This is a genomic window from Streptomyces sp. Ru73 (assembly GCF_002920575.1).
In the GTDB taxonomy this organism is placed as follows: domain Bacteria; phylum Actinomycetota; class Actinomycetes; order Streptomycetales; family Streptomycetaceae; genus Streptomyces.
Window position 1 is genome coordinate 167,961 of sequence record NZ_PQSQ01000001.1, and the last position, 19,995, is coordinate 187,955.

18 protein-coding genes are annotated in these 19,995 nt (G+C 74.3%); 11 read left to right on the plus strand and 7 right to left on the minus strand.

Annotation, left to right across the window (positions count from 1 at the left end; genetic code table 11):
- Nucleotides 1-40: 40 nt before the first annotated feature.
- The gene (gene lysA / locus C3486_RS00770; protein WP_103830521.1) at nt 41-1,387 is read right to left on the minus strand and encodes a diaminopimelate decarboxylase; all 1,347 of its coding nucleotides are present in this window, start codon (nt 1,385-1,387) and stop codon (nt 41-43) included.
- Complete coding sequence (locus C3486_RS00775) at nt 1,384-1,761, minus strand: SAV_915 family protein (protein ID WP_103830522.1); 378 nt, start codon at nt 1,759-1,761, stop codon at nt 1,384-1,386. Before C3486_RS00775 ends, lysA begins: the two co-directional genes overlap by 4 nt.
- A gap of 336 nt (nt 1,762-2,097) precedes the next feature.
- Between C3486_RS00775 and C3486_RS00780 the strand changes: the two genes are divergently transcribed.
- Nucleotides 2,098-2,634, plus strand: coding sequence for a hypothetical protein (locus C3486_RS00780; protein ID WP_258052509.1), 537 nt, complete (start codon nt 2,098-2,100; stop codon nt 2,632-2,634).
- 52 nt (nt 2,635-2,686) lie between these two features.
- Here the strand turns inward: C3486_RS00780 and C3486_RS37095 are convergent, their stop codons facing one another.
- On the minus strand, nt 2,687-2,854 hold the full coding sequence (locus C3486_RS37095) for a hypothetical protein (RefSeq protein WP_181138392.1): 168 nt from the start codon (nt 2,852-2,854) through the stop codon (nt 2,687-2,689).
- A gap of 139 nt (nt 2,855-2,993) precedes the next feature.
- Nucleotides 2,994-3,518: an SRPBCC family protein gene (locus C3486_RS00790; protein WP_103830524.1), complete on the minus strand. Its 525-nt coding sequence runs from the start codon at nt 3,516-3,518 to the stop codon at nt 2,994-2,996.
- A gap of 164 nt (nt 3,519-3,682) precedes the next feature.
- On the opposite strand from C3486_RS00790, the gene C3486_RS00795 reads away from it, so the two are divergent.
- Nucleotides 3,683-4,135, plus strand: a complete 453-nt coding sequence (locus C3486_RS00795) for a lamin tail domain-containing protein (protein WP_103830525.1) — start codon at nt 3,683-3,685, stop codon at nt 4,133-4,135.
- Nucleotides 4,136-4,285: 150 nt separating this feature from the next.
- The gene (locus tag C3486_RS00800) at nt 4,286-4,699 is read left to right on the plus strand and encodes a hypothetical protein (protein WP_103830526.1); all 414 of its coding nucleotides are present in this window, start codon (nt 4,286-4,288) and stop codon (nt 4,697-4,699) included.
- Between the two features lie 46 nt (nt 4,700-4,745).
- Here the strand turns inward: C3486_RS00800 and C3486_RS00805 are convergent, their stop codons facing one another.
- The gene (locus C3486_RS00805) at nt 4,746-6,281 is read right to left on the minus strand and encodes a PLP-dependent aminotransferase family protein (protein ID WP_103830527.1); all 1,536 of its coding nucleotides are present in this window, start codon (nt 6,279-6,281) and stop codon (nt 4,746-4,748) included.
- 73 nt (nt 6,282-6,354) lie between these two features.
- On the opposite strand from C3486_RS00805, the gene C3486_RS00810 reads away from it, so the two are divergent.
- On the plus strand, nt 6,355-7,176 hold the full coding sequence (locus C3486_RS00810) for a DMT family transporter (protein ID WP_308461207.1): 822 nt from the start codon (nt 6,355-6,357) through the stop codon (nt 7,174-7,176).
- Nucleotide 7,177: 1 nt separating this feature from the next.
- On the opposite strand, the gene C3486_RS00815 is transcribed toward C3486_RS00810, so the two are convergent.
- Nucleotides 7,178-8,278 (minus strand): calcium:proton antiporter, encoded by a 1,101-nt coding sequence (locus tag C3486_RS00815; RefSeq protein ID WP_103830529.1) that lies wholly within the window; start codon nt 8,276-8,278, stop codon nt 7,178-7,180.
- Between the two features lie 130 nt (nt 8,279-8,408).
- Here C3486_RS00815 and C3486_RS00820 point away from each other — a divergent pair, with 130 nt between their 5' ends.
- The 4 genes from C3486_RS00820 (at nt 8,409) to C3486_RS00835 (ending at nt 14,516) form a co-directional block, all read left to right on the plus strand.
- Nucleotides 8,409-9,587 carry an acyl-CoA dehydrogenase family protein gene (locus tag C3486_RS00820; RefSeq protein WP_103830530.1) on the plus strand — a complete coding sequence of 393 codons (1,179 nt, stop codon included), beginning with the start codon at nt 8,409-8,411 and terminating at the stop codon, nt 9,585-9,587.
- Between the two features lie 174 nt (nt 9,588-9,761).
- Nucleotides 9,762-10,631 (plus strand): oxygenase MpaB family protein, encoded by an 870-nt coding sequence (locus C3486_RS00825; RefSeq protein ID WP_258052516.1) that lies wholly within the window; start codon nt 9,762-9,764, stop codon nt 10,629-10,631.
- A 27-nt stretch (nt 10,632-10,658) separates the two neighbouring features.
- Nucleotides 10,659-12,845 (plus strand): tetratricopeptide repeat protein, encoded by a 2,187-nt coding sequence (locus C3486_RS00830; RefSeq protein WP_103830531.1) that lies wholly within the window; start codon nt 10,659-10,661, stop codon nt 12,843-12,845.
- A 117-nt stretch (nt 12,846-12,962) separates the two neighbouring features.
- Nucleotides 12,963-14,516, plus strand: a complete 1,554-nt coding sequence (locus C3486_RS00835) for an NAD(P)/FAD-dependent oxidoreductase (protein ID WP_103830532.1) — start codon at nt 12,963-12,965, stop codon at nt 14,514-14,516.
- A gap of 115 nt (nt 14,517-14,631) precedes the next feature.
- Here C3486_RS00835 and C3486_RS00840 read toward each other — a convergent pair whose 3' ends face one another.
- Entirely contained in the window at nt 14,632-15,363 is a 732-nt protein-coding gene (locus C3486_RS00840) for an HAD family hydrolase (RefSeq protein ID WP_103830533.1), read from the minus strand.
- Nucleotides 15,364-15,460: 97 nt separating this feature from the next.
- On the opposite strand from C3486_RS00840, the gene C3486_RS00845 reads away from it, so the two are divergent.
- The 3 genes from C3486_RS00845 (at nt 15,461) to C3486_RS00855 (ending at nt 19,790) form a co-directional block, all read left to right on the plus strand.
- Nucleotides 15,461-16,564 carry a nitronate monooxygenase family protein gene (locus C3486_RS00845; protein WP_103830584.1) on the plus strand — a complete coding sequence of 368 codons (1,104 nt, stop codon included), beginning with the start codon at nt 15,461-15,463 and terminating at the stop codon, nt 16,562-16,564.
- A 13-nt stretch (nt 16,565-16,577) separates the two neighbouring features.
- Complete coding sequence (locus C3486_RS00850; RefSeq protein ID WP_103830534.1) at nt 16,578-18,149, plus strand: acyl-CoA synthetase; 1,572 nt, start codon at nt 16,578-16,580, stop codon at nt 18,147-18,149.
- Between the two features lie 90 nt (nt 18,150-18,239).
- Nucleotides 18,240-19,790: an acyl-CoA synthetase gene (locus C3486_RS00855; protein ID WP_103830535.1), complete on the plus strand. Its 1,551-nt coding sequence runs from the start codon at nt 18,240-18,242 to the stop codon at nt 19,788-19,790.
- Nucleotides 19,791-19,995: the final 205 nt, after the last annotated feature.

Consider the following 19,995-nt stretch of genomic DNA (forward strand, 5'->3'; position numbering starts at 1 on the left):
CTCAGGGGGCGGGTAAAGCGCGCCCCTGAGGGCGTGCGGGTCAGCGGCCGACGTCGCGGCTGCTGAGGTCGTCCAGGGTCTCGCGGCGTACCAGGAGCCGTGCAGCACCGTCCGCCACGGCGGCCACCGGCGGGCGGCCCACGAGGTTGTAGGCGGAGGCCATGGACAGGTGGTACGCACCCGCCGCCGGTACGGCCAGCAGGTCGCCGGGCCGTACGTCACCGGGCAGCGGCACGCCGGCCGCGAGGACGTCGCCCGCCTCGCAGTGCCGGCCGACCACGGTCACCGGGGCCGGCGCGGCGTCCGAGCGCCGTCCCACGAGGCGCGGCGCGTACCGCACCCCGTAGAGCGCGGGCCGCGGATTGTCGCTCATCCCGCCGTCCACGGCGACGAACGTGTGCGCCTCCGTGCGCTTGACGGCGAGCACCCGGTAGAGGGCGACGCCCGCGGGCCCCGCGATGGCCCGGCCCGGTTCGATGACGAGCCGGGGCACGGTGAGCCCGGCCGCCGCACAGCTCTCGATCAGCTCGGTACGCACCTTCCTGGCGAGCGCGGGGACGTCCAACGCGGGTTCGCCCGGCCGGTAGGCGATGCCGTGCCCGCCGCCGAGATCCAGCTCGGGCGGCACCGTGCCGTGTGCGTCCCGGATGCGGGCCATCAGCCCCACCATCCGGCGCACCGCCGCGAGGTAGGGCTTGGCGCTGGTGATCTGCGAGCCCAAGTGGCAGTGCAGCCCGGCCAGTTCCAGGTCGGGCTGGGCGAGCACCCGGGCGACGGCGTGCTGTGCGCTGCCGTCCGCGACCGACAGCCCGAACTTCTGGTCGCCGGTACCGGTACGGATCTTCTCGTGCGCCCCGGCGGCGATGCCGGGCACCACCCGGACCATCACCTTCGGGCGGACCCGGCCGGCGCCGGCCGCCGCCGCGAGGCGGGCGATCTCCGCCGGGCTGTCGATGACGATGCGGCCCACGCCGAGCCGCAGCGCCGTCTCCAGGTCCTGCGGGCTCTTGGCGTTGCCGTGCAGCACGATGCGCTCGGGCGGCACGCCGGCCGCGACGGCGAGCTCCAGCTCGCCCGCCGAGCACACGTCCAGCCCGAGCCCTTCCTCGGTCACCCAGCGCGCCATGGTCCGGCACAGGAACGCCTTGGCGGCGTACCGGACGTCGGCGTCGGGGAAGGCGTGCGCGTACGTACGGCAGCGGGTCCGCACCTCGGTCTCGTCCAGCAGGTAGAGCGGTGTGCCGAAGCGCTCGGCGGCCTCGGCGAGCGGTACGCCGCCCACCGCGAGGTCGCCGGTGGGCAGCGGGAGGGTGGAGGCGGGCCAGACGGACAGCCCGGCCGGGTCCACGGCGGCGGCCGCCGCGGGCGTCAGGTCCACGGTGGTCATGCGGCGCGCCCCCGGAGGAGGAACGGCGTCGCGGCGGCGGGGAAGCGGTCCGGTACGGGGGCGGGGCGGGGCCGCGCGGCGTGCGGGTTCGGGGCCGCGAAGCGGGGGTCGACGGTGACGCGGGTGACGCCCAGCGGGGCGACGAGGGCGCGCAGCGCCGGTTCGGCCAGCCGGATCCAGTCCACTCCGGGGCCGAGCGCGGCCACGAGCCGGTCCGCCGTCGTGAAGCCGACGGCCGTCCGGCAGCCGAGGGGCGTACGGCACAGGCGGGTCGCACAGCCCAGGGGTCCCGGCCGGACCGGCACGTACAACGGCGGTCCGGCCGGGGGCTGTTCGAGGGGTTCGGGGTCTTCGCTGAACACGGTGTCCGCCATGGTGTTCTCCCAGGTGGTACGGGTGGAAGGCAGCGGCCCCGGCGCGGTGAGGGCGAGCCGGGACCGCTGCCGACGGTATGCCCGGGGCAACGGGCGGCCCGGTCGTCCATGACGGGACGCTGATGGGGAAGGGGGCGCTCCTGACGGGACGTTGACGCGGGGCGTGTCCTGCGTGCCGCGCGCCGGCGGCCCCGTGACCGGGGCGTCAGCACGGGAGTCGGAATATCACCACCTCGGTGGCGGAGCGTCAGTACGCCGTCAAGGCCGGTCCTGCGGCGCGTCAGTACGGCGTCAAGGCGGGGTCCGCCGGCCCGCTGTGTCCCTACCGTCGAAGGCATGGAGGGCCGCCACGACGAGTGCCGGCAGCCGTCCGGCGTCCTCGTCCGCGACTGCCGGTGGGCCGCCGGGCTCCGGGATGCCTGCCTGTACGCCGCCGCCCTGCTGGGGCTCCTGCTGCTGCTCGACGGCGTATCGGGGCGGCTCACCCCGGCGCGTGCGGCGCTGTGGGCGGTGCTCGCGGCGCTGCTGTTCACGGTGCTGCTGCCGGCCCGGGTCACGGCGGCTCCCGGCCGGCTGGCCGTCCGTGGCCTGCTGCGGGAGCAGCGGGTCCGTACCGACCTGCTGGTCTCTGTCGGCCGGCCGGCGGGTGTCGCGCAGCGACTGGTGCTGCGTGACTGGTACGGAGGCCGGGTCGAGATCGATCCGGCGGTGCTCACGGGGGACCCCGCGCTGTGGCGGCTGGTCGAGGAGGGTGCCCGGAGCTCGGCCGAGCGGGGGCTGCTGCTCTGCGGCGCCACCACGCTGCGGCAGCTGACGCGTCATGTCGACAAAGAGACCGCGCGTCTGGTCTTCAAGGCGTCCGGGCTGCGTTAGTCCGGAGCACCGGGGAGGCCGGTGCGGTGCCGCGCCGGCTCTCCGGGCCGGATCACCGGTCGCGGTGCCGCCCCGCTTCGCGGTCCTCGTCCTCGCCCTCCGCCTGCGACGGCGTGGTGTGGGGGACGTCGCGGCCGCGTCCGGAGTCGTCCTGCCGGCCGCGGTTGTCCTGCGGCCCCTGGCGTTCGCCCTCGGCCTGCGAGGGCGTCGGTTCGTTCATGGGATCTGCGTCGTGCATCTCCGCCTCCCGGTCTCGCCGGTCCGTGCACGTTCCGGCACGGATGCCGGAACGATCAACGAGTACCCGGTGGCCTCCGGTGCAAACCGGTGCAAATACCTGGATAGGGCACGGATGCCGCTCACGCCTCCGCGAGCGCCTTGACGCCCTCCAGTACCGCGGTCATCCCCTTGCGCAGCTCCGCGAGGCGTGCCTCGATCAGCTGCTCCTCCCGGTCGGGCATCCGGGCGATGACCGTGCTGAGCCCGGAGGCGCCGGGGCCGATGCGTACGGAGTGCCGCAGCAGCACGCCCCCGGGCGCGGCGTCCAGGACGAAGCGCCAGGTGGCCAGGGACTGCTCGGGCCCGGTCGCGGGCGTGCCGAACCGGCCGGCGGTGTCCAGTACCGCCCAGCCGAATTCCCGTCCCGGGTCGACCGCGACGAGCTCCGAGACGGTCCGCCACTCGCCGATCTTCGGGTGGTGGTTGTGCCCGGCGAAGCGCGCGCCCACCACGGGCGCGGTGGCGCCGTCGAGCCACTCCACCCGCTGCAGTTCGGGGCTCGTGCGGGCCGGCAGGCCGATGTCGCTGATCAGCTCCCAGACGCGCGGCGGGGCTGCCGCGATCCGTATCTCGCACTCGGCCGTGGGGCCGTCGGCATAACGCATCGTGTGTCCTCGTCTCCTTCGGTCGAGAAGAAGGTACGCGCCATGGCGCCAGGTCACACGATCTTCACTTTTTTCACAGGAATTACGTTTAATGTTCGAGTAGTTCGGTATTCTGGTGCCCTGCTGAGTCCGTCGGGACTCGGCCCGACATCTGAGGATGCGCGTTGCTTCGTATACGTACGCTCGCCGCCGCGGCGACCGCCGCCGCGTGTGCCGGGGTCCTTGCACTGCCCGCCCAGGCCGAGGCGGCCGGCTCGGTGCACCTGTACAAGATCTACTACGACAGCCCGGGCAAGGACACCCGCTCCAACTCCAGCCTGAACGCCGAGTACGTCCAGATCCGCAACACCACCGGCCGCAGCGTCAGCCTGAAGGGCTGGACCCTGACGGACGCCTCGCGGCACAAGTACACCTTCGGCACCTACACCCTCGGCTCCGGCAAGACCGTGACCGTGCGGACCGGCAAGGGCACCAACACCCAGGCCACCCGCTACCAGGGCCGTGCCGCCTACGTCTGGAACAACGACAAGGACACCGCGACGCTGCGCACGTCCACCGGCCGGACCCAGGACACCTGCTCGTACAACTCCACCCGGTACGACTACAAGATGTGCTGAGCCGGACGGGCCGGCGCGTCCGCCGCGGGGGCCGCGCACGGCCCCCGCGGGGCCGCAGGGCGGGGGCGTTGCGGGCCCCTTCCGGGCGCGTGATGATGGCTGCGGGAGCGGCACGCCGGACGCGGCGCGCCGGTCACGAGGGAGCGAGCCATGAGCGAACCCGACCTGCGGCAGACGTACGCGTTCAGCTGCACCGGATGCGGCCACGCCTGGAAGCAGAGCTACGACATCGTGCTCGTCACCGGCCCCGACGGCCGCCGCTCGCAGACGTACCGCCTCGACGGGCGCACGGTGCCCTCCCCGCTCACCTCGCCCGTCTGCCCGCACTGCGAGAGCCGGCGGGTGCACGCGGTGCCGGTCGGGCTGGCCGACCGGGCCCTGGCGGCGGAGACGGCGGCGGTGTCCCGCGCCGAACGCGCCGGGCACACACCGCACCAGCCGCACGGCCCCCATCTGCACCTGCGCCGCCGTTCGCACCGTACGGGCGCGCAGGAGGCCGCGCCCGTACGGGACCGTCCCCTGCAGGACGGATCCGACGTGAAGGGCGAGCCGCCGGAACGGTGACGCGCGCCGGGGCCGCCCGCGGGAGGGGCCGCCGCCCGGAAACGGGTCAGCTGCCGTGCCGCGCGCCCGGCTCCCCGGGGGCACGGTCCGCCGGGAGCGCGGCGTGCCTGGCAAGGGCCGCGTTTTCGGCGAGCGCGTTGTTTTCGGCGAGCGCCCCGTGGAGCCGCTGGACGCCCTCCTCCAGTTGCGTCGTGCCCGGTGCGCCGACGTAGCTCAGCCGCAGGTGGGGCGCGGGCGCCTCGGCGGTGAAGTACGGGCCTCCGGCGGTGACCGCGACGCCGCGGCGCAGGGCGGCCGCGACGACGGCGCGCTCGTCGGTGCCGTCGGGCAGCCGCAGCCACAGGTGGTACCCGCCGAGCGGCGGCCGGTCCGGCACGAGCCCCGGCAGGACGCCGCGCAGCGCGGCGAGGAGGGCGTTCCGGCGGTCGCGCAGCGCCTCGGCGAGCATCCGCAGATGGCGGGTCCAGGCGGGCGAGCCGACCAGTTCGAGGGCGGTCTCCTGCAGGGGCCGGGGGACGAAGAAGCTGTCGACGACCTGGACGGCGCGCAGCCGCTCCAGCGCCGGGCCGCGGGCCGTCAGGGCCCCGAGCCGCATGCTGGGGGAGGCGGCCTTGGTCAGTGACCGCACGTGGACGACGACCCCGTCCGGATCGTCGGCGGCCAGCGGGGCCGGCAGCGGCGGGGAGCCGGCGTGCGCCAGCCGGCGCGCGAAGTCGTCCTCCACGACGAAGGCGCCCGCCGCCCGGGCGATGCGGACCACCTCGGCGCGCCGCTCCGGGGACAGCACCGTGCCGGTGGGGTTGTGGAAGAGCGGCTGGCAGACGAACACCCGGGCCCGGGTGGCCGCGAACGCCTCGGCGAGCAGGTCGGTGCGCACGCCGTCGGCGTCGACCGGTACCGGCACGGGGCGCAGCCCGGCGGCGCGCGCGACGGCGAGCATGCCGGGGTACGTGGGCGACTCGACGAGGACCGGGGAGCCGGGCGCGGCCAGGGCCCGCAGGGCGGTGGTGAGCGCGCCCTGGCCGCCGCCGGTGATGAGGACGTCGGAGGCGTCGAGCGGCCCGGCCGGGCCGCCGATGTCGCGCGCGAACCACTCCCGCAGCTCGGCCAGGCCCTCCACCGGGGGACGGGACCAGGTGCCGGGCCTGCGGCCCGCCCGGGCGAGCGCGGCGGCGAGGGCGCGTTCGGGCTGCAGCGTGGGGTGCAGATAGCCGCCGTTGAGGTCGATGACCTCGGGCGGCGAGGTGGTGAGGGTGGCCAGGACGGCGGCCGCGTCCGTGCCGCGGGCGCCGGTGACGGCGGTGTGCGGCGGATCGGCGCTGAGGGCCACCTCCTGCCACGACACGTCGCCGAGGACGCCCGTGGTGGCGCGTGCGGCGGCCTTGAAGACGCCGGCGCCCGGGCGGGAGGTGACGAGCCCTTCGGCGGCCAGCGCTGCGATCGCCCGGGAGACCGTCACGGGACTCACCTGGTACCGGGTGACCAGTGCCCTGCTGGACGGCAGCTTCTCTCCGTCCGAGTAGCGGTCCAGCTCCTTTCGCAGGTTCGCGGCGAGTTGAGCCACACTGCTACTGTGTTTCATGACAACACAGAATAGCGCTACTCAGCCCCTGGCGATAACGGTCCGCAGCGGTACTCTCCTCGCCGCGCTCGGCGTGGCCTCCTTCTCCTTCAGCCTGCCCGCCACCGCATGGGCCCTGGACGGCTTCGGCCCGTGGACGGCGACCGGCGTACGCGGCCTGCTGGCCGGCCTGATCGCCGCGGCCTGCCTCTTCGGGGCCCGCGTGCCGGTGCCCGCCCGGCAGCACTGGCCGGGCCTGCTGACGGTGGCCGCCGGCTGCGCCATCGGCTTCCCGCTGCTGTCCACGCTCGCCCTGCAGACGTCCACCACGGCCCACTCGGCCGTGGTCATCGGCCTGCTGCCGCTGGCCACCGCCGCCGTCTCCGCCGTCCTGACCGGCCGGCGCCCCTCGGCCGCGTTCTGGACGGCCGCCGGCCTCGGCGCGCTCACCGTGGCCGCCTTCACGCTCCTGCAGAGCCACGGCCTGCCGACGCTCGGCGACGCCTACCTCTTCGGTGCCGTGCTGGTGTGCGCCGCCGGGTACGCGCAGGGCGGCCGGCTCGCCTCCCACATGCCCGGCTGGCAGGTCATCGGCTGGGGCGTCGTCGCGGCGCTGCCGGTGTCCGCGCTGGTCACCGCCGTGTCCCTGCCGGTCGAGCCGGTGCACCTGACGAGCCGGGCGGTCCTCGGCATGGCGTACATCGCGGCCATGTCCCAGTTCGGCGGCTTCGTCATGTGGTACCGCGGCATGGCCGCCATCGGCGTGCCCAGGGCCAGTCAGATCCAGCTCGCGCAGCCCCTGCTGACCCTCGCGTGGGCGGTCCTGCTGCTCGGGGAGCGGCCCTCCGCGCTCGCCCCCGTCGCGGCCCTGATCGTCCTCGGTTGCATCGTGGCCACCCAGCGCGCCCGCAGCTGACTCAGGGGGTCACGGCCAGTTCCAGGTACGCCGCGAGCAGGGCCAGGTGGAGGGCGCCCTGGAGGAGCGTGGCGCGGCCGGGGATGACCGTCAGGGTGCCGACGATCATCGTGAGGGCGAGCAGCACCATGTGGGTCGGACCGAGGCCGAGGATGAGCGGGCCGTCCAGCCAGATGGAGGCCGCGGCCACCGCGGGGATGGTGAGGCCGATGCTCGCCATCGCGGAGCCGAGGCCGAGGTTGAGGCTGGTCTGCACCCGGTCGCGGGTGGCCGCCCGTACCGCCGCGATGGTCTCCGGCAGCAGCACCAGCAGCGCGATCACGATGCCGACCACCGCGGCCGGCAGCCCGACCGCGGCGACGCCGGCCTCGATGGTGGGCGAGACGCCCTTGGCGAGCCCCACCACGCCGACCAGGGCCAGGGCCAGGAGTCCCAGGCTGGTCAGGGCCACCCGGCGGGTGGGCGGGTCGGCGTGGTCGTCCTCGTCCACCACCTCGCCGGACGAGGTGACCGGCAGGAAGTAGTCGCGGTGCCGCACGGTCTGGGTGGTCACGAAGAGCCCGTAGAGCACGATGGCGGCGAGCGCCGCGAAGCCCAGCTGGGCCGGGGCGAACTCCGGACCCGGCTTGCTCGTGGTGAACGTGGGCAGGACGAGGCTCAGCCCGGCCAGCGTGGCCACCGTCCCGAACGCCGCCGAGGTGCCCTCGGCGTTGAACACGGCGACCCGCCGCCGCACCGCGGCGATCAGCAGGGACAGCCCGACGATGCCGTTACAGGTGATCATCACGGCCGCGAAGACGGTGTCCCGGGCGAGCGAGGCGGCCTTGTCCCCGCCGTCGGTCATCAGAGTGACGATCAGCGCCACCTCGATGATGGTCACCGCCACCGCCAGTACGAGGGACCCGAACGGCTCGCCCACCCGGTGGGCCACCACCTCGGCGTGGTGCACCGCCGCCAGCACGGCGCCGGCCAGGAAGCAGGCCACGAGGGCCACGACCGGGCCGGGCAGCGAACGGCCCCAGGTGAGCGCGAGCAGGACGACGGCGAGGACGGGGAGGGCGGTGGTCCAGCGGCCGGCGACCGCCCGCACGGTACGCGACATGGCTCGACCTTCTCAGAAGACCCGGCGGCCTGCGCGCGGAAGAACGCCGCGCTGCCCCTTCCGTATTACTGGAACACGTTCTACCGTGCGGGCGACCCTACGGACCGCGGGACCGGGACAGGGAGGGGCCGTGCACCTCGCATACACGCCCGAACAGCAGCGGCTGCGCGCCGAGCTGAGGACCTACTTCGCCGAGCTGGTGCCGGACCACGCGTACGCCCGGTACGCGGCACCCGCCGAACAGAAACGCTTCTACCGGGACACGATCCGCCGGCTGGGCCGCGACGGCTGGCTCGGCGTCGGCTGGCCGCGGGAGTACGGGGGCCGCGGCCTCACGCCCGTCGAACAGTTCGTCTTCTTCGACGAGGCGGCACAGGCGGGCGTGCCGCTGCCCCTGATGGCGCTGAACACCGTCGGCCCCACGATCATGAAGTACGGCACCGGCGAGCAGAAGGCGTACTTCCTGCCGAAGATCCTCTCCGGCGAGCTGGACTTCGCCATCGGCTACAGCGAACCGGACGCCGGCACCGACCTCGCGGCCCTGCGGACGCGCGCCGTACGAGAAGGCGACGACTACGTCGTCAACGGGCAGAAGATCTGGACCACCAACGGCGACACCGCCGACTGGGTGTGGCTCGCGGTGCGCACCGACCCCGAGGCGCCGCCCCACAAGGGCATCAGCATGCTCCTCGTCCCCACCAGCGACCCCGGCTACTCCTGCACCCTCATCAACACCCTGGCCTCCCACGACACCACCGCCAGCTACTACGAGAACGTACGCGTCCCGGTGCGCAACCGGGTCGGCGCGGAGAACGCGGGCTGGCGGATCATCACCAACCAGCTCAACCACGAGCGCGTCACCCTGGCCGCACACGGCACCATGGCGATCCGCGCCCTGCACGACGTCCAGCGCTGGGCCATGGAGACCAAGCTCGCCGACGGCCGGCGCGTCGTCGACCTGGGCTGGGTGCGCACCCGGCTCGCGCGTACCCACACGAGGCTGGAGGCGCTGCGGCTGCTGAACTGGCGCATGGTCGACGCCCTCCAGCGCGACACCCTCACCCCCCAGGACGCCTCGGCCGTCAAGGTGTACGGCTCCGAGGCCCGCCGGGACGCCTACGCCTGGCTGCTGGAGGTGGTCGGCGCCGCCGGACCGCTGAAGGAGGGCTCGGCGGGCGCGGTGCTCCACGGCGAGCTGGAACGCGGCTACCGGTCCGCCGTCATCTTCACCTTCGGCGGCGGGAACAATGAGATCCAGCGGGAGATCATCTCCTGGATCGGCCTGGGGATGCCCCGCGTGCGCAGATGAATCCGTACGGGCGAAGGGGGTGCCGCGGTGGCGGACGAGGACTTCGGACGGGCCGGACGGCGGGCCACGAAGGGCGGCGGGGGCCGTGCCTCCAGGGCGAGCGAAGGCCGTGCCCCAGAGGCGGGCGGCGGCCGTGCCCCGAAGGCGGACCCCGGCCTCTACGGGCCGGACTCGGTGACCTGGCAGCTGCACGGCGACCCGATGATGTGGATAGCGGGCGTCCGCGCGCTCTACCTCCAGGCGCTGCACCCGCGTGCCGTGCGCGGCGTCCTGCAGAACTCCGACTTCCGGCGGGACGCCTGGGGGCGGCTGATGCGCACCGCCGGGTTCGTCGGCACCACCACGTACGGCACCACCGAGGCCGCCGAGCGGGCCGGCGCGGCGGTACGCGGCATCCACCGCAGGCTGACCGCCACCGACCCCGCCACGGGGGAGCGCTACCCCGTGGACGAGCCGGCGCTGCTCCTGTGGGTGCACTGCGCCGAGATCGACTCCTACCTGGAGGTCGTGCGCCGCTCCGGACACCCCGCGAGCGCTGCCCTTCGCGGGGCGGCGGGGGACGCGTACATACGGGAGAACCGCACCGCCGCCCGTCTCGTGGGTCTCGACCCCGCCGCCGTACCGGGGGACCGCGCCCGGCTCGCCGCGTACTTCGAAGAGGTGAGGCCCGAACTGGCGGCGACCCCTGAGGCGGCGGCCGTGGACGACTTCCTTCGGAGGCCGCCCGCCCCGCTGCCGCTGCTCCCCGTACGGGACCTGCTGTGGCGGCGGGTGGCCTCGCTGGCGTACGCGGCGCTCCCGCCGTATGCGCACGCGTTGTACGGCAGGCCGGCACCGCCTCCGGACACCGTGGACCGGCGGCTGCGCGCGGCGGGGCGGGTACTGCGGTCCGTCCCCGCGACCGTGCGCTGGCAACTGCCCCCGAAACACATCCTGCGCGCGGTGGCCAGACTCGGACCCGGCACCCGCCCGTCGGCCTACAAGCTGTGCCGCCCGGCCGCCATACTGAGGGCTCACGGTGCTCAGGGGGAGCCACAGGACTGATTACGCGGACGGGGGCGGCGGCAGGCGATGGGGGAGAGCAGGCTGATCCACGGCCGTTACCGGCTGATCGAGCGGATCGGGCGCGGGGGGATGGGCGAGGTCTGGCGGGCCCGGGACGAGTCGCTGGGCCGCCGGGTCGCGGTCAAGTGCCTCAAGCCACTGGGGCAGCAGCAGGACCCGTCGTTCATGCGGGTGCTGCGCGAGCGGTTCCGCCGTGAGGCGCGGGTGGCCGCCGGCCTGCAGCACCGCGGCATCACCGTCGTGCACGACTTCGGCGAGGACGACGGCATCCTGTACATCGTCATGGAGCTGCTGGACGGGCGCAATCTCAGCCAGCTTCTGGAGGACAACCGCCGGGACCCGCTGCCCGTACCGGACTTCGTGGACATCGCCGACCAGGTGTCGGCGGCGCTCGCGTACACGCACGAGCAGGCGGTCGTGCACCGGGACCTGAAGCCCGCCAACATCGTCCGGATAGCGGACGGCACGGTGAAGATCTGCGACTTCGGCATCGCCCGGCTCGGCCACGACATCGGCTTCACCGCCCGCCTCACCGGCACCGGCATCGCCATGGGCACCCCGCACTACATGTCGCCCGAACAGATCGCGGGCGGCACCATCGACCACCGCAGCGACCTGTACTCCCTGGGCTGCGTGCTCTACGAACTGGCCACAGGGGTACCGCCGTTCGAGTTCGACGACGCCTGGGCGGTGCTCGTCGGCCACCGGGACACCGAGCCCGAACCGCTCCGCAAGCGCCGCCCCGACCTGCCCGAACCCTACGAGCGCATCGTCCTGGACCTGCTCGCCAAGGACCCCGACGACCGTCCGCGCGACGCCGCCGAGCTGGGCAAGCGCATCGCCACGGCGCGCGCCCCGCAGCACACCGGCCCGGGGCTGCCCGCCTGGACGGCCGGCATGCGGATCGGCGCCGGGGCCCGGCCGGTCCGCGCGCCGCGCACGCCGCCCCGCGGTGCCGTCGGCGAGCTGACCGGCTCCTGGACGGCCGGCTTCGAGCCCCCGGGCGCCGACGGCGTCCCGTCGGCCCAGGAGCGCCCCGCGCCCTCGCCCGCCACGCTCACGGCCCTCGCCGGGCGGCACAAGGCCGGGCTGAGCCTGGGCCGGCTCGGGCGCTGGGAGGAGGCGGGCGAGGTGCACCGCGCGGTCGCCGCCGAACGGGAGCACCTGCTCGGGCCCGACCACGCCGACACCCTCGCCAGCCGCTTCGAGGTGGCCTTCACCCTGGCGCGCTCGGGCCGGTTCGCCGACGCGCTGCGCGAGTACGAGGCGGTGGCGGCGGGCCGCGAGCGGACGCTCGGCCCCGAGCACGCCGACACGCTCGCGGCGCGCCAGGAGACCGCCTACGTACTCGGCCGCCTCGGGCGCCACTTCGAGGCGCACCAGATCTACACCTCGGTGGCCGCGGCCCGGGACCGCACGATGGGCGCCGACCACCCCGACACCCTGCGCTGCCGCCACAACCTCGCCAACAACCTCGGCCGGCTGGGCCGTCTGGAGGACTCCTACAAGGTGGCGTGCGAGGTCGCCGCCGCGCGCGCCCGGGTGCTCGGCGACCGCCACCCCGACACGCTCGTCACGCGCCACGAGGTCGCGTACGCCCTCGGCCGGCTGGGCCGCTGGCCCGAAGCGCTGCGCACCTACCGGGAGGTGGCCGCGGCGCGCTCTCAGGCGCTCGGCCCGCGGCACCCCGATACGCTCGCCGCGACGTACGAGGTCGGCATAAGCCTCGGCCGGCTGGGCCGGAGCGCGGAGGCCCTGCAGCTCTACCGGGAGCTGGTCGCGGCCCGTACGGAGGGGCAGGGCCCGGAGGACCCCGAGACGCTGCGCGCGCGGCACGGTCTCGGCGTCAACCTCGGGCGGCTCGGGCGCTGGGAGGAGGCGCTGGCCGAGGCGCGGGAGGTGTGCGCGCTGCGCGAGAAGGTGCTCGGCCCCGACCACCCGGACACCCTCGTCAGCCGCCGCGAGGTCGCCGTGGCGCTGGGCTGGCTGAAGCGCTGGAGCGAGGCGCTGTCGGTCTACCGGCAGGTCGCCGAGGCCCGGGAGCGGGTGCTCGGGCCCGACCACCCCGACGCGCTGGCCAGCCGCACGGACGAGGCGCACTGCCTGGAACAGGTGGGCCGTGCGGAGGAGGCGGTCGGCCTGTACCGCCGGGTGGCCGCGCTGCGCCAGCGCCGGGAGCCGCACGCGCAGTGAGGCGCGCGAGACCGCCGAGTCTCCGGAAGTTTTCGAACGGGATCGTTGCTGAGTGTTTGCCGACCGGAGGGAGGCCGACCTCTGGCCGGTAGTGATCGCACCGTGCTACCAAGAGGCATGCCGGAACGGACGTCCTACGACGTGATCATTGTCGGCGGCGGGCACAACGGCCTCGTCGCCGCCGCCTACCTCGCCCGCGCCGGGCGCACCGTGCTCGTACTGGAGCGGCTCGGCCACACCGGTGGCGCAGCCGTCTCCACGAGGGCCTTCGCCGGGATCGACGCCCGGCTCTCCCGCTACTCCTACCTCGTCAGCCTGCTGCCCCCGAAGATCGTCCAGGACCTCGGCCTCCGCTTCGCCGTCCGGAAGCGCACCGTCTCCTCCTACACGCCCGCCGACCGTGCGGGCCGCCCCACCGGGCTCCTCGTGGGCGGCGGTCCCGCGCGTACCCGTGCCGCGTTCGAGGCACTGACCGGCACGGACCGCGAGTACGAGGCGTGGGAACGCTTCTACGGGATGACGTCACGGGTCGCCGAGCGCGTCTTCCCCACGCTCACCGAACCGCTGCCCTCCCGTGCGGAGCTGCGCGCCCGCATCGACGACGAGGACGCCTGGCAGGCCCTCTTCGAGCGGCCGATCGGCGAGACCATCGAGAAGACCTTCGCCGACGACCTCGTGCGCGGCGTGGTGCTCACCGACGGCCTGATCGGGACCTTCGCCTCCGCGCACGACGAGACGCTGCGGCAGAACCGCTGCTTCCTGTACCACGTCATCGGCGGCGGCACCGGCGACTGGGACGTCCCCCTGGGCGGCATGGGCGCGCTCACCGACGCGCTGGCCCGCGCCGCCCGGCAGGCCGGCGCCGAGATCGCCACGGGGCACGAGGTGACGGGGCTGGCCACGGACGGGACGACGGCCGAAGTCACGTGTGCGCAGGGCACGTTCGCCGCCCGTCACGTCCTGGTGAACGCCTCCCCGGAGGCGCTGGCCGGGCTCCTCGGCCAACCGCGGCCGGAGCCGGCCGAAGGCGCCCAGCTGAAGGTCAACATGCTGCTGACGCGGCTGCCGCGCCTCCGGGACACGAGCGTCGACCCCCGGGAGGCGTTCTCGGGCACCTTCCACGTCGCCGAGGGGTACGAGCAGCTGGAGACGGCCTACCAGCAGGCGGCGGCCGGTGAGCTGCCCGCAGCGCCGCCCAGCGAGATCTACTGCCACTCGCTCACCGACCCGTCCATCCTCGCCCCCGGCCTCGTGCGCCAGGGCTACCAGACCCTCACCCTCTTCGGGCTGCACACCCCCGCGCGCCTCTTCGCGGGCGACAACGACGCCCAGCGGGAACGCCTCCTGCGGGCCACCGTCGAACAGCTCGACGCGCACCTCGCCGAGCCGCTGGCCGACTGCCTGGCGCACGACGCCGACGGGCGCCCCTGCATCGAGGCGAAGACCCCGCTGGACCTGGAACGCGACCTCCGGCTGCCGGGCGGCAACATCTTCCACGGCGACCTGTCGTTCCCGTACGCCGACGGCCGGGAGGACGACACCCCCGCCGCCCGCTGGGGTGTCGCCACCGGCCATGCCAACGTCCTGCTGTGCGGTGCCGGCGCTCCCCGGGGCGGCGGCGTCAGCGGAATCCCAGGACACAACGCCGCCATGGCGCTCCTGGCGGACTGAACACCCCGCCCCGGCCTTCCGGGTCGGGGCGGCGCCCGCCCGCCGCTCCACGGCCGATCAGGGGCCGCGGACACCACGACGAGGCGGCAGCCGGGCGCGGCAGGACCAGCCGCGCCTACGCCCCCGGCGGCAGGACCAGCCGCAGCACCGCGTCCAGCCCCCGCACCGAACCCGGCGCTGCACCGGCGGGCAGTACGTACGACCGCAGGCCGCTGCCCGCCGCGCCGCCGTCCTTGGCCGGGTGGTCGCCGACCATCAGCGTCTCGGCGGGCGCCACGGCCAACTGCCGGCAGGCGTACCCGAAGAGCGCCGGATCGGGCTTCTCCGTGCCGTGCTCGAAGGAGTGCACCCACACGGAGAAGTACCGGTCGAGCCCGTGCCGGGCGAAGGTCGGCCGCAGGTCCCAGCCCACGTCGCTGACCACGCCGAGCGCGACGCCCCGTCGGGTGAGTTCGTCCAGCGTCGCCGCCGCGTCCGCGTACGGGCGCCAGTGGTCCGGCGAGCGCAGCTGCTCGTACAGCGCGTCGGCGACCGGTGCCAGGGCCGGCACGGACGCGTACCAGGTGGTGAAGGCGTGCCGGTGGGCGGTGGCCGAGACGTCCCGGCCGCGCTGGGCCGCGACGACGGCGGGCTGCGCCAGTCCGGCCTCCAGCCCCGCCAGCATTGCGTCCATCGCCGCCTCGCCCACGGGGGAGTCCAGGGCCGCGCGGATGCGGTCGGCGTACGAGGCGATCTGGAACAGCGTGCCCGAGAAGTCGAAGAGCACGGCACGTACGGGAGGCGGGTGCGGCGCACCCTCGGGTGCGCGCAGCGGGCCTTCGGGGCCGCAGACGGGAAGAGAAGCCATGCCAGGATCTTCCGCCGGACCGGCGGGCGCCGCCGGGATCTGACGTTGTGTCAGGAAAACTCTTCCCTCGTGCGGTGTGCTGCGGCATCCTGCGCGCATGCAGACGGAGTTGAGCAGGACACTGGGGGCCGAGCACGCCGTCTTCGGGTTCACCCCGTTCCCCGCCGTGGCCGCGGCCATCAGCCGGGCCGGTGGGTTCGGGGTGCTCGGCGCCGTGCGGTACGGCGCGGCCGACGAGCTCGCGCGCGACCTGGACTGGATGCAGGAGCACACCGACGGCCTCCCGTACGGCCTGGACGTCGTGATGCCCGCGAAGAAGGTCGAGGGCGTCACCGAGGCCGACATCGAGGCGATGATCCCCGGGACGCACCGCGCGTACGTCGAGGAGACGCTCGCCAAGCACGGCGTGCCGCCGCTCCCCGAGGGCGAGGCGTCCGGCTGGCGGATCACCGGCTGGATGGAGCAGGTGGCGCGCTCCCAGCTGGACGTCGCCTTCGACTACCCGATCAAGCTGCTCGCCAACGCGCTCGGCTCACCACCGCCCGACGTGGTGCGGCGCGCGCACGACCACGGCATCCTCGTCGCCGCGCTGGCCGGCAGCCCCCGGCACGCGCGGCACCACCAGGAAGCCGGCATCGACATCGTCGTCGCGCAGGGCTACGAGGCGGGCGGGCACACCGGCGAGATCGCCACGATGGTGCTCACCCCCGAAGTGGTGCGCGCCGTCGATCCGCTCCCCGTGCTGGCCGCGGGCGGCATCGGCACCGGGGAGCAGGTCGCGGCGGGCCTCGCCCTCGGGGCGCAGGGCGTCTGGCTCGGTTCGGTCTGGCTGACCACCGAGGAGGCCGACATGCACTCGCCGCTGCTCACCCGGAAGCTGCTCGCCGCGGGCCCCGGGGACACCGTCCGCTCGCGCGCCCTCACGGGCAAGCCCGCACGGCAGCTGCGTACGGAGTGGACCGACGCCTGGGACGACCCCGAGGGGCCCGGTCCGCTGCCCATGCCGCTGCAGGGCCTGCTGGTCGCCGACGCCCTGACGCGCATCCAGAAGTACGAGGCCGAGCCGCTGCTCGGCACCCCCGTGGGCCAGATCGTCGGGCAGATGAACAGCACCCGGAGCGTGCAGGCCGTCTTCGACGACCTCACCCGCGGGTTCGAACGCGCCATCGACCGCATCAACCGCATCGCCGGCCGGGCGTGAGGAGGGTTACGCCATGACAGCAGTGCCGCAACCCGGAGCACCGGCCCCCAGCGGCTTCTGGGCCCAGGCAGCCGCAGCGCCGGACCGCACCGTCCTGATCGCCCCGGACGGCGAGGAGTGGACGGCGGGCCGGCTGCACGCCGCCTGCAACCGCCTCGTCCACGGACTGCGCGCCGCCGGACTGCGCCGCGGCGACGCCTTCGCCGTCGTGCTGCCCAACGGGGCGGAGTTCTTCACGGCCTACCTCGCCGCCAGCCAGGCCGGGTTCTACCTCGTACCCGTCAACCACCACCTCGTCGGCCCGGAGATCGCCTGGATCGTCGCCGACTCCGGCGCCAAGGCGCTCATTGCCCACGAGCGGTACGGCGAGGCCGCCCGGGCCGCCGCCGACGAGGCCGGAATGCCCCCGGAGAGCCGCTACGCGGTCGGCACGGTCGACGGCTTCCGGCCCTACCCCGAACTCCTCGCAGGACAGCCGGAGACGGCCCCTGAGGACCGCACGCTCGGCTGGGTCATGAACTACACCTCGGGCACCACCGGACGCCCGCGCGGCATCCGGAGGCCGCTGCCCGGCAAGCCCCCCGAGGAGACCCATCTCGGCGGCTTCCTCGGGATCTTCGGCATCCGGCCCTTCGACGGCAACGTGCACCTCGTGTGCTCGCCGCTCTACCACACGGCCGTCCTGCAGTTCTCCGGCGCCGCCCTGCACATCGGCCACCGGCTCGTCCTGATGGACCGGTGGACGCCCGAAGAGATGCTGCGCCTCATCGACACCTACCGGTGCACGCACACGCACATGGTGCCCACCCAGTTCCACCGGCTGCTCGCCCTCCCGGAGGAGACCAGGAACCGGTACGACGTGTCCTCGATGCGGCACGCCATCCACGGCGCCGCACCCTGCCCCGACCACGTCAAACGCGCCATGATCGACTGGTGGGGGAGCTGCGTCGAGGAGTACTACGCGGCCAGCGAGGGCGGCGGCGCCTTCGCCACCGCCGAGGACTGGCTCAAGAAGCCCGGCACGGTCGGCAAGGCCTGGCCCATCAGCGAACTTGCGGTCTTCGACGACGACGGCAACCGCCTGCCGGCCGGTGAGCTCGGCACCGTCTACATGAAGATGACCACCGGCGGCTTCAGGTACCACAAGGACGACGGCAAGACCGAGAAGAACCGCATCGGCGACTTCTTCACCGTCGGCGACCTGGGCCACCTCGACGAGGACGGCTACCTCTTCCTCCGCGACCGCAAGATCGACATGATCATCTCCGGCGGCGTCAACATCTACCCCGCCGAGATCGAGGCCGCGCTCCTCGCCCACCCCGCCGTCGCCGACGCCGCCGCCTTCGGCATCCCGCACGACGACTGGGGCGAGGAGGTCAAGGCCGTCGTCGAACCGGCGGACGGCCACACGCCCGGCCCCGATCTGGCCGCCGACATCCTGGCCCACTGCGCCACCCGGCTGGCCGGGTACAAGCGCCCCAAGAGCGTCGACTTCATCACCGCCATGCCGCGCGACCCCAACGGCAAGCTCTACAAGAGGCGGCTGCGCGCGCCCTACTGGGAGGGCAGGGAACGCGCACTGTGAGGTACCGCGCGGCAGCCGTGGCACCGGGGGCCGCCGCGCCCCGGTGCCGCCTCCCTTGACCCGGGCGGTGGCTGGGCACAGGATCGCGCCATGGCTGGAGTACGGAGCAGTACGGTCGACGGAATGCTGCGGCGGAGCGCCCGGCGCGTGCCCGAGCGCACGGCGGTGCGGTACGCCGAACGCTCCTGGACCTACCGGGAGCTGGACGAGGCGGTCACCGCCGCGGCCCGGCTGCTCCTCGGCGAGGGGCTGCGCCCCGGCGACCGGGTCGGCTCCTACGGGCACAACTCCGACGCCTACCTGATCGGCTTCCTCGCCTGCGCCCGCGCCGGCCTCGTCCACGTCCCCGTCAACCACCACCTCACCGGCGACGACCTCCGGTACATCGTCGAACAGTCCGGCAGCTCCCTGGTGCTCGCCGACCCCGGCCCCGCGCGCGAACTCCCCGACGGCGTGCGCGTCCTGCCGCTGCGCGACGCCGCCGACGGGCTGCTCGCCCGGCTGGACAGGCTGCGCGCGGACCCCGCGGCCCTCGAAGCGCTCCCGCTGCCCGGCGCCGTCGACGGCGAGTCCCTCGTCCAGCTGCTCTACACCTCGGGCACCACCGCGCTCCCCAAGGGCGCGATGATGACCCACCGCGCCCTCGTGCACGAATACGTCAGCGCCATCACGGCGCTCGACCTCACGGAGAACGACCGGCCGCTGCACTCCCTGCCGCTCTACCACTCCGCCCAGATGCACGTCTTCCTGCTGCCCTACCTGGCCGTGGGCGCGGAGAACACCATCCTGGACGCGCCCGCCGCCGAGACCATCTTCGAACTGGTGGGCGCCGGCCGCGCGGACAGCCTCTTCGCGCCGCCCACCGTGTGGATCGCCCTCTCCCACCACCCCGACTTCGCGGCGCGCGACCTCTCCGGGCTGCGCAAGGCGTACTACGGGGCCTCGATCATGCCGGTACCCGTACTGGAGCGGCTCCGCGGCCGGCTCCCCGGCCTCGCCTTCTACAACTGCTTCGGGCAGAGCGAGATCGGCCCGCTGGCCACCGTGCTCGGGCCCGACGAGCACGAGGGGCGGATGGACTCCTGCGGCCGGCCCGTCCTCTTCGTGGAGGCACGGGTCGTCGACGAGGCGGGCCGGGACGTGCCCGACGGGACGCCGGGCGAGGTCGTCTACCGCTCGCCGCAGCTGTGCGAGGGCTACTGGGAGAAGCCGGAGGAGACCGCCGAGGTCTTCAGGGACGGCTGGTTCCACTCCGGTGACCTGGCCGTGCGCGACCCCGAGGGCTACCTCACGGTCGTCGACCGGGTGAAGGACGTCATCAACTCCGGCGGCGTACTGGTCGCCTCGCGGCAGGTCGAGGACGTGCTGTACGAGCACCCGAAGGTCGCCGAGGTCGCGGTCGTCGGACTGCCGGACGACCGGTGGATCGAGGCGGTCACCGCGGTGGTCGTGGTGAAGCCGGACGCGGGCGACGTCGGCGAGGAGGAGCTGATCGCCGCGGCGCGCAGCCGGCTGCCCGCCTTCAAGGCGCCCAAGCGGGTCGTCTTCGTCCCCGAGCTGCCGCGCAACGCCAGCGGCAAGATCCTCAAGCGTGAACTGCGGCAGCGGCTGGGACGGGAGCAGGGGCCGGGACGGGGCTGAGCACGGACCCGGCCGGGGCTGGGCGCGGGGCCGACGGAAACTGGGCGCGGGGCCCGCCGGGTGGCTTCGGCGTCCCGTCCGACCTGCGGTGACGTGTCGCTGCGGGGTGACTGTCAGTGGTGCCTGCCATGCTGAGGACCGATCGGAAAAGGGCGGTGCGGGCCGTGATCGGCCGGCGGCCGGACACCGCCACCACGGCAGTTCA

What these genes read in the sequence shown, in the direction of transcription:
- lysA (WP_103830521.1), bottom strand. Translation starts at nt 1,387, where the DNA reads ATGACCACCGTGGACCTGACGCCCGCGGCGGCCGCCGCCGTGGACCCG.
- C3486_RS00775 (WP_103830522.1), bottom strand. Translation starts at nt 1,761, where the DNA reads ATGGCGGACACCGTGTTCAGCGAAGACCCCGAACCCCTCGAACAGCCC.
- C3486_RS00780 (WP_258052509.1), top strand. Translation starts at nt 2,098, where the DNA reads ATGGAGGGCCGCCACGACGAGTGCCGGCAGCCGTCCGGCGTCCTCGTC.
- C3486_RS37095 (WP_181138392.1), bottom strand. Translation starts at nt 2,854, where the DNA reads ATGAACGAACCGACGCCCTCGCAGGCCGAGGGCGAACGCCAGGGGCCG.
- C3486_RS00790 (WP_103830524.1), bottom strand. Translation starts at nt 3,518, where the DNA reads ATGCGTTATGCCGACGGCCCCACGGCCGAGTGCGAGATACGGATCGCG.
- C3486_RS00800 (WP_103830526.1), top strand. Translation starts at nt 4,286, where the DNA reads ATGAGCGAACCCGACCTGCGGCAGACGTACGCGTTCAGCTGCACCGGA.
- C3486_RS00805 (WP_103830527.1), bottom strand. Translation starts at nt 6,281, where the DNA reads ATGAAACACAGTAGCAGTGTGGCTCAACTCGCCGCGAACCTGCGAAAG.
- C3486_RS00815 (WP_103830529.1), bottom strand. Translation starts at nt 8,278, where the DNA reads ATGTCGCGTACCGTGCGGGCGGTCGCCGGCCGCTGGACCACCGCCCTC.
- C3486_RS00830 (WP_103830531.1), top strand. Translation starts at nt 10,659, where the DNA reads ATGGGGGAGAGCAGGCTGATCCACGGCCGTTACCGGCTGATCGAGCGG.
- C3486_RS00835 (WP_103830532.1), top strand. Translation starts at nt 12,963, where the DNA reads ATGCCGGAACGGACGTCCTACGACGTGATCATTGTCGGCGGCGGGCAC.
- C3486_RS00840 (WP_103830533.1), bottom strand. Translation starts at nt 15,363, where the DNA reads ATGGCTTCTCTTCCCGTCTGCGGCCCCGAAGGCCCGCTGCGCGCACCC.
- C3486_RS00845 (WP_103830584.1), top strand. Translation starts at nt 15,461, where the DNA reads ATGCAGACGGAGTTGAGCAGGACACTGGGGGCCGAGCACGCCGTCTTC.
- C3486_RS00850 (WP_103830534.1), top strand. Translation starts at nt 16,578, where the DNA reads ATGACAGCAGTGCCGCAACCCGGAGCACCGGCCCCCAGCGGCTTCTGG.
- C3486_RS00855 (WP_103830535.1), top strand. Translation starts at nt 18,240, where the DNA reads ATGGCTGGAGTACGGAGCAGTACGGTCGACGGAATGCTGCGGCGGAGC.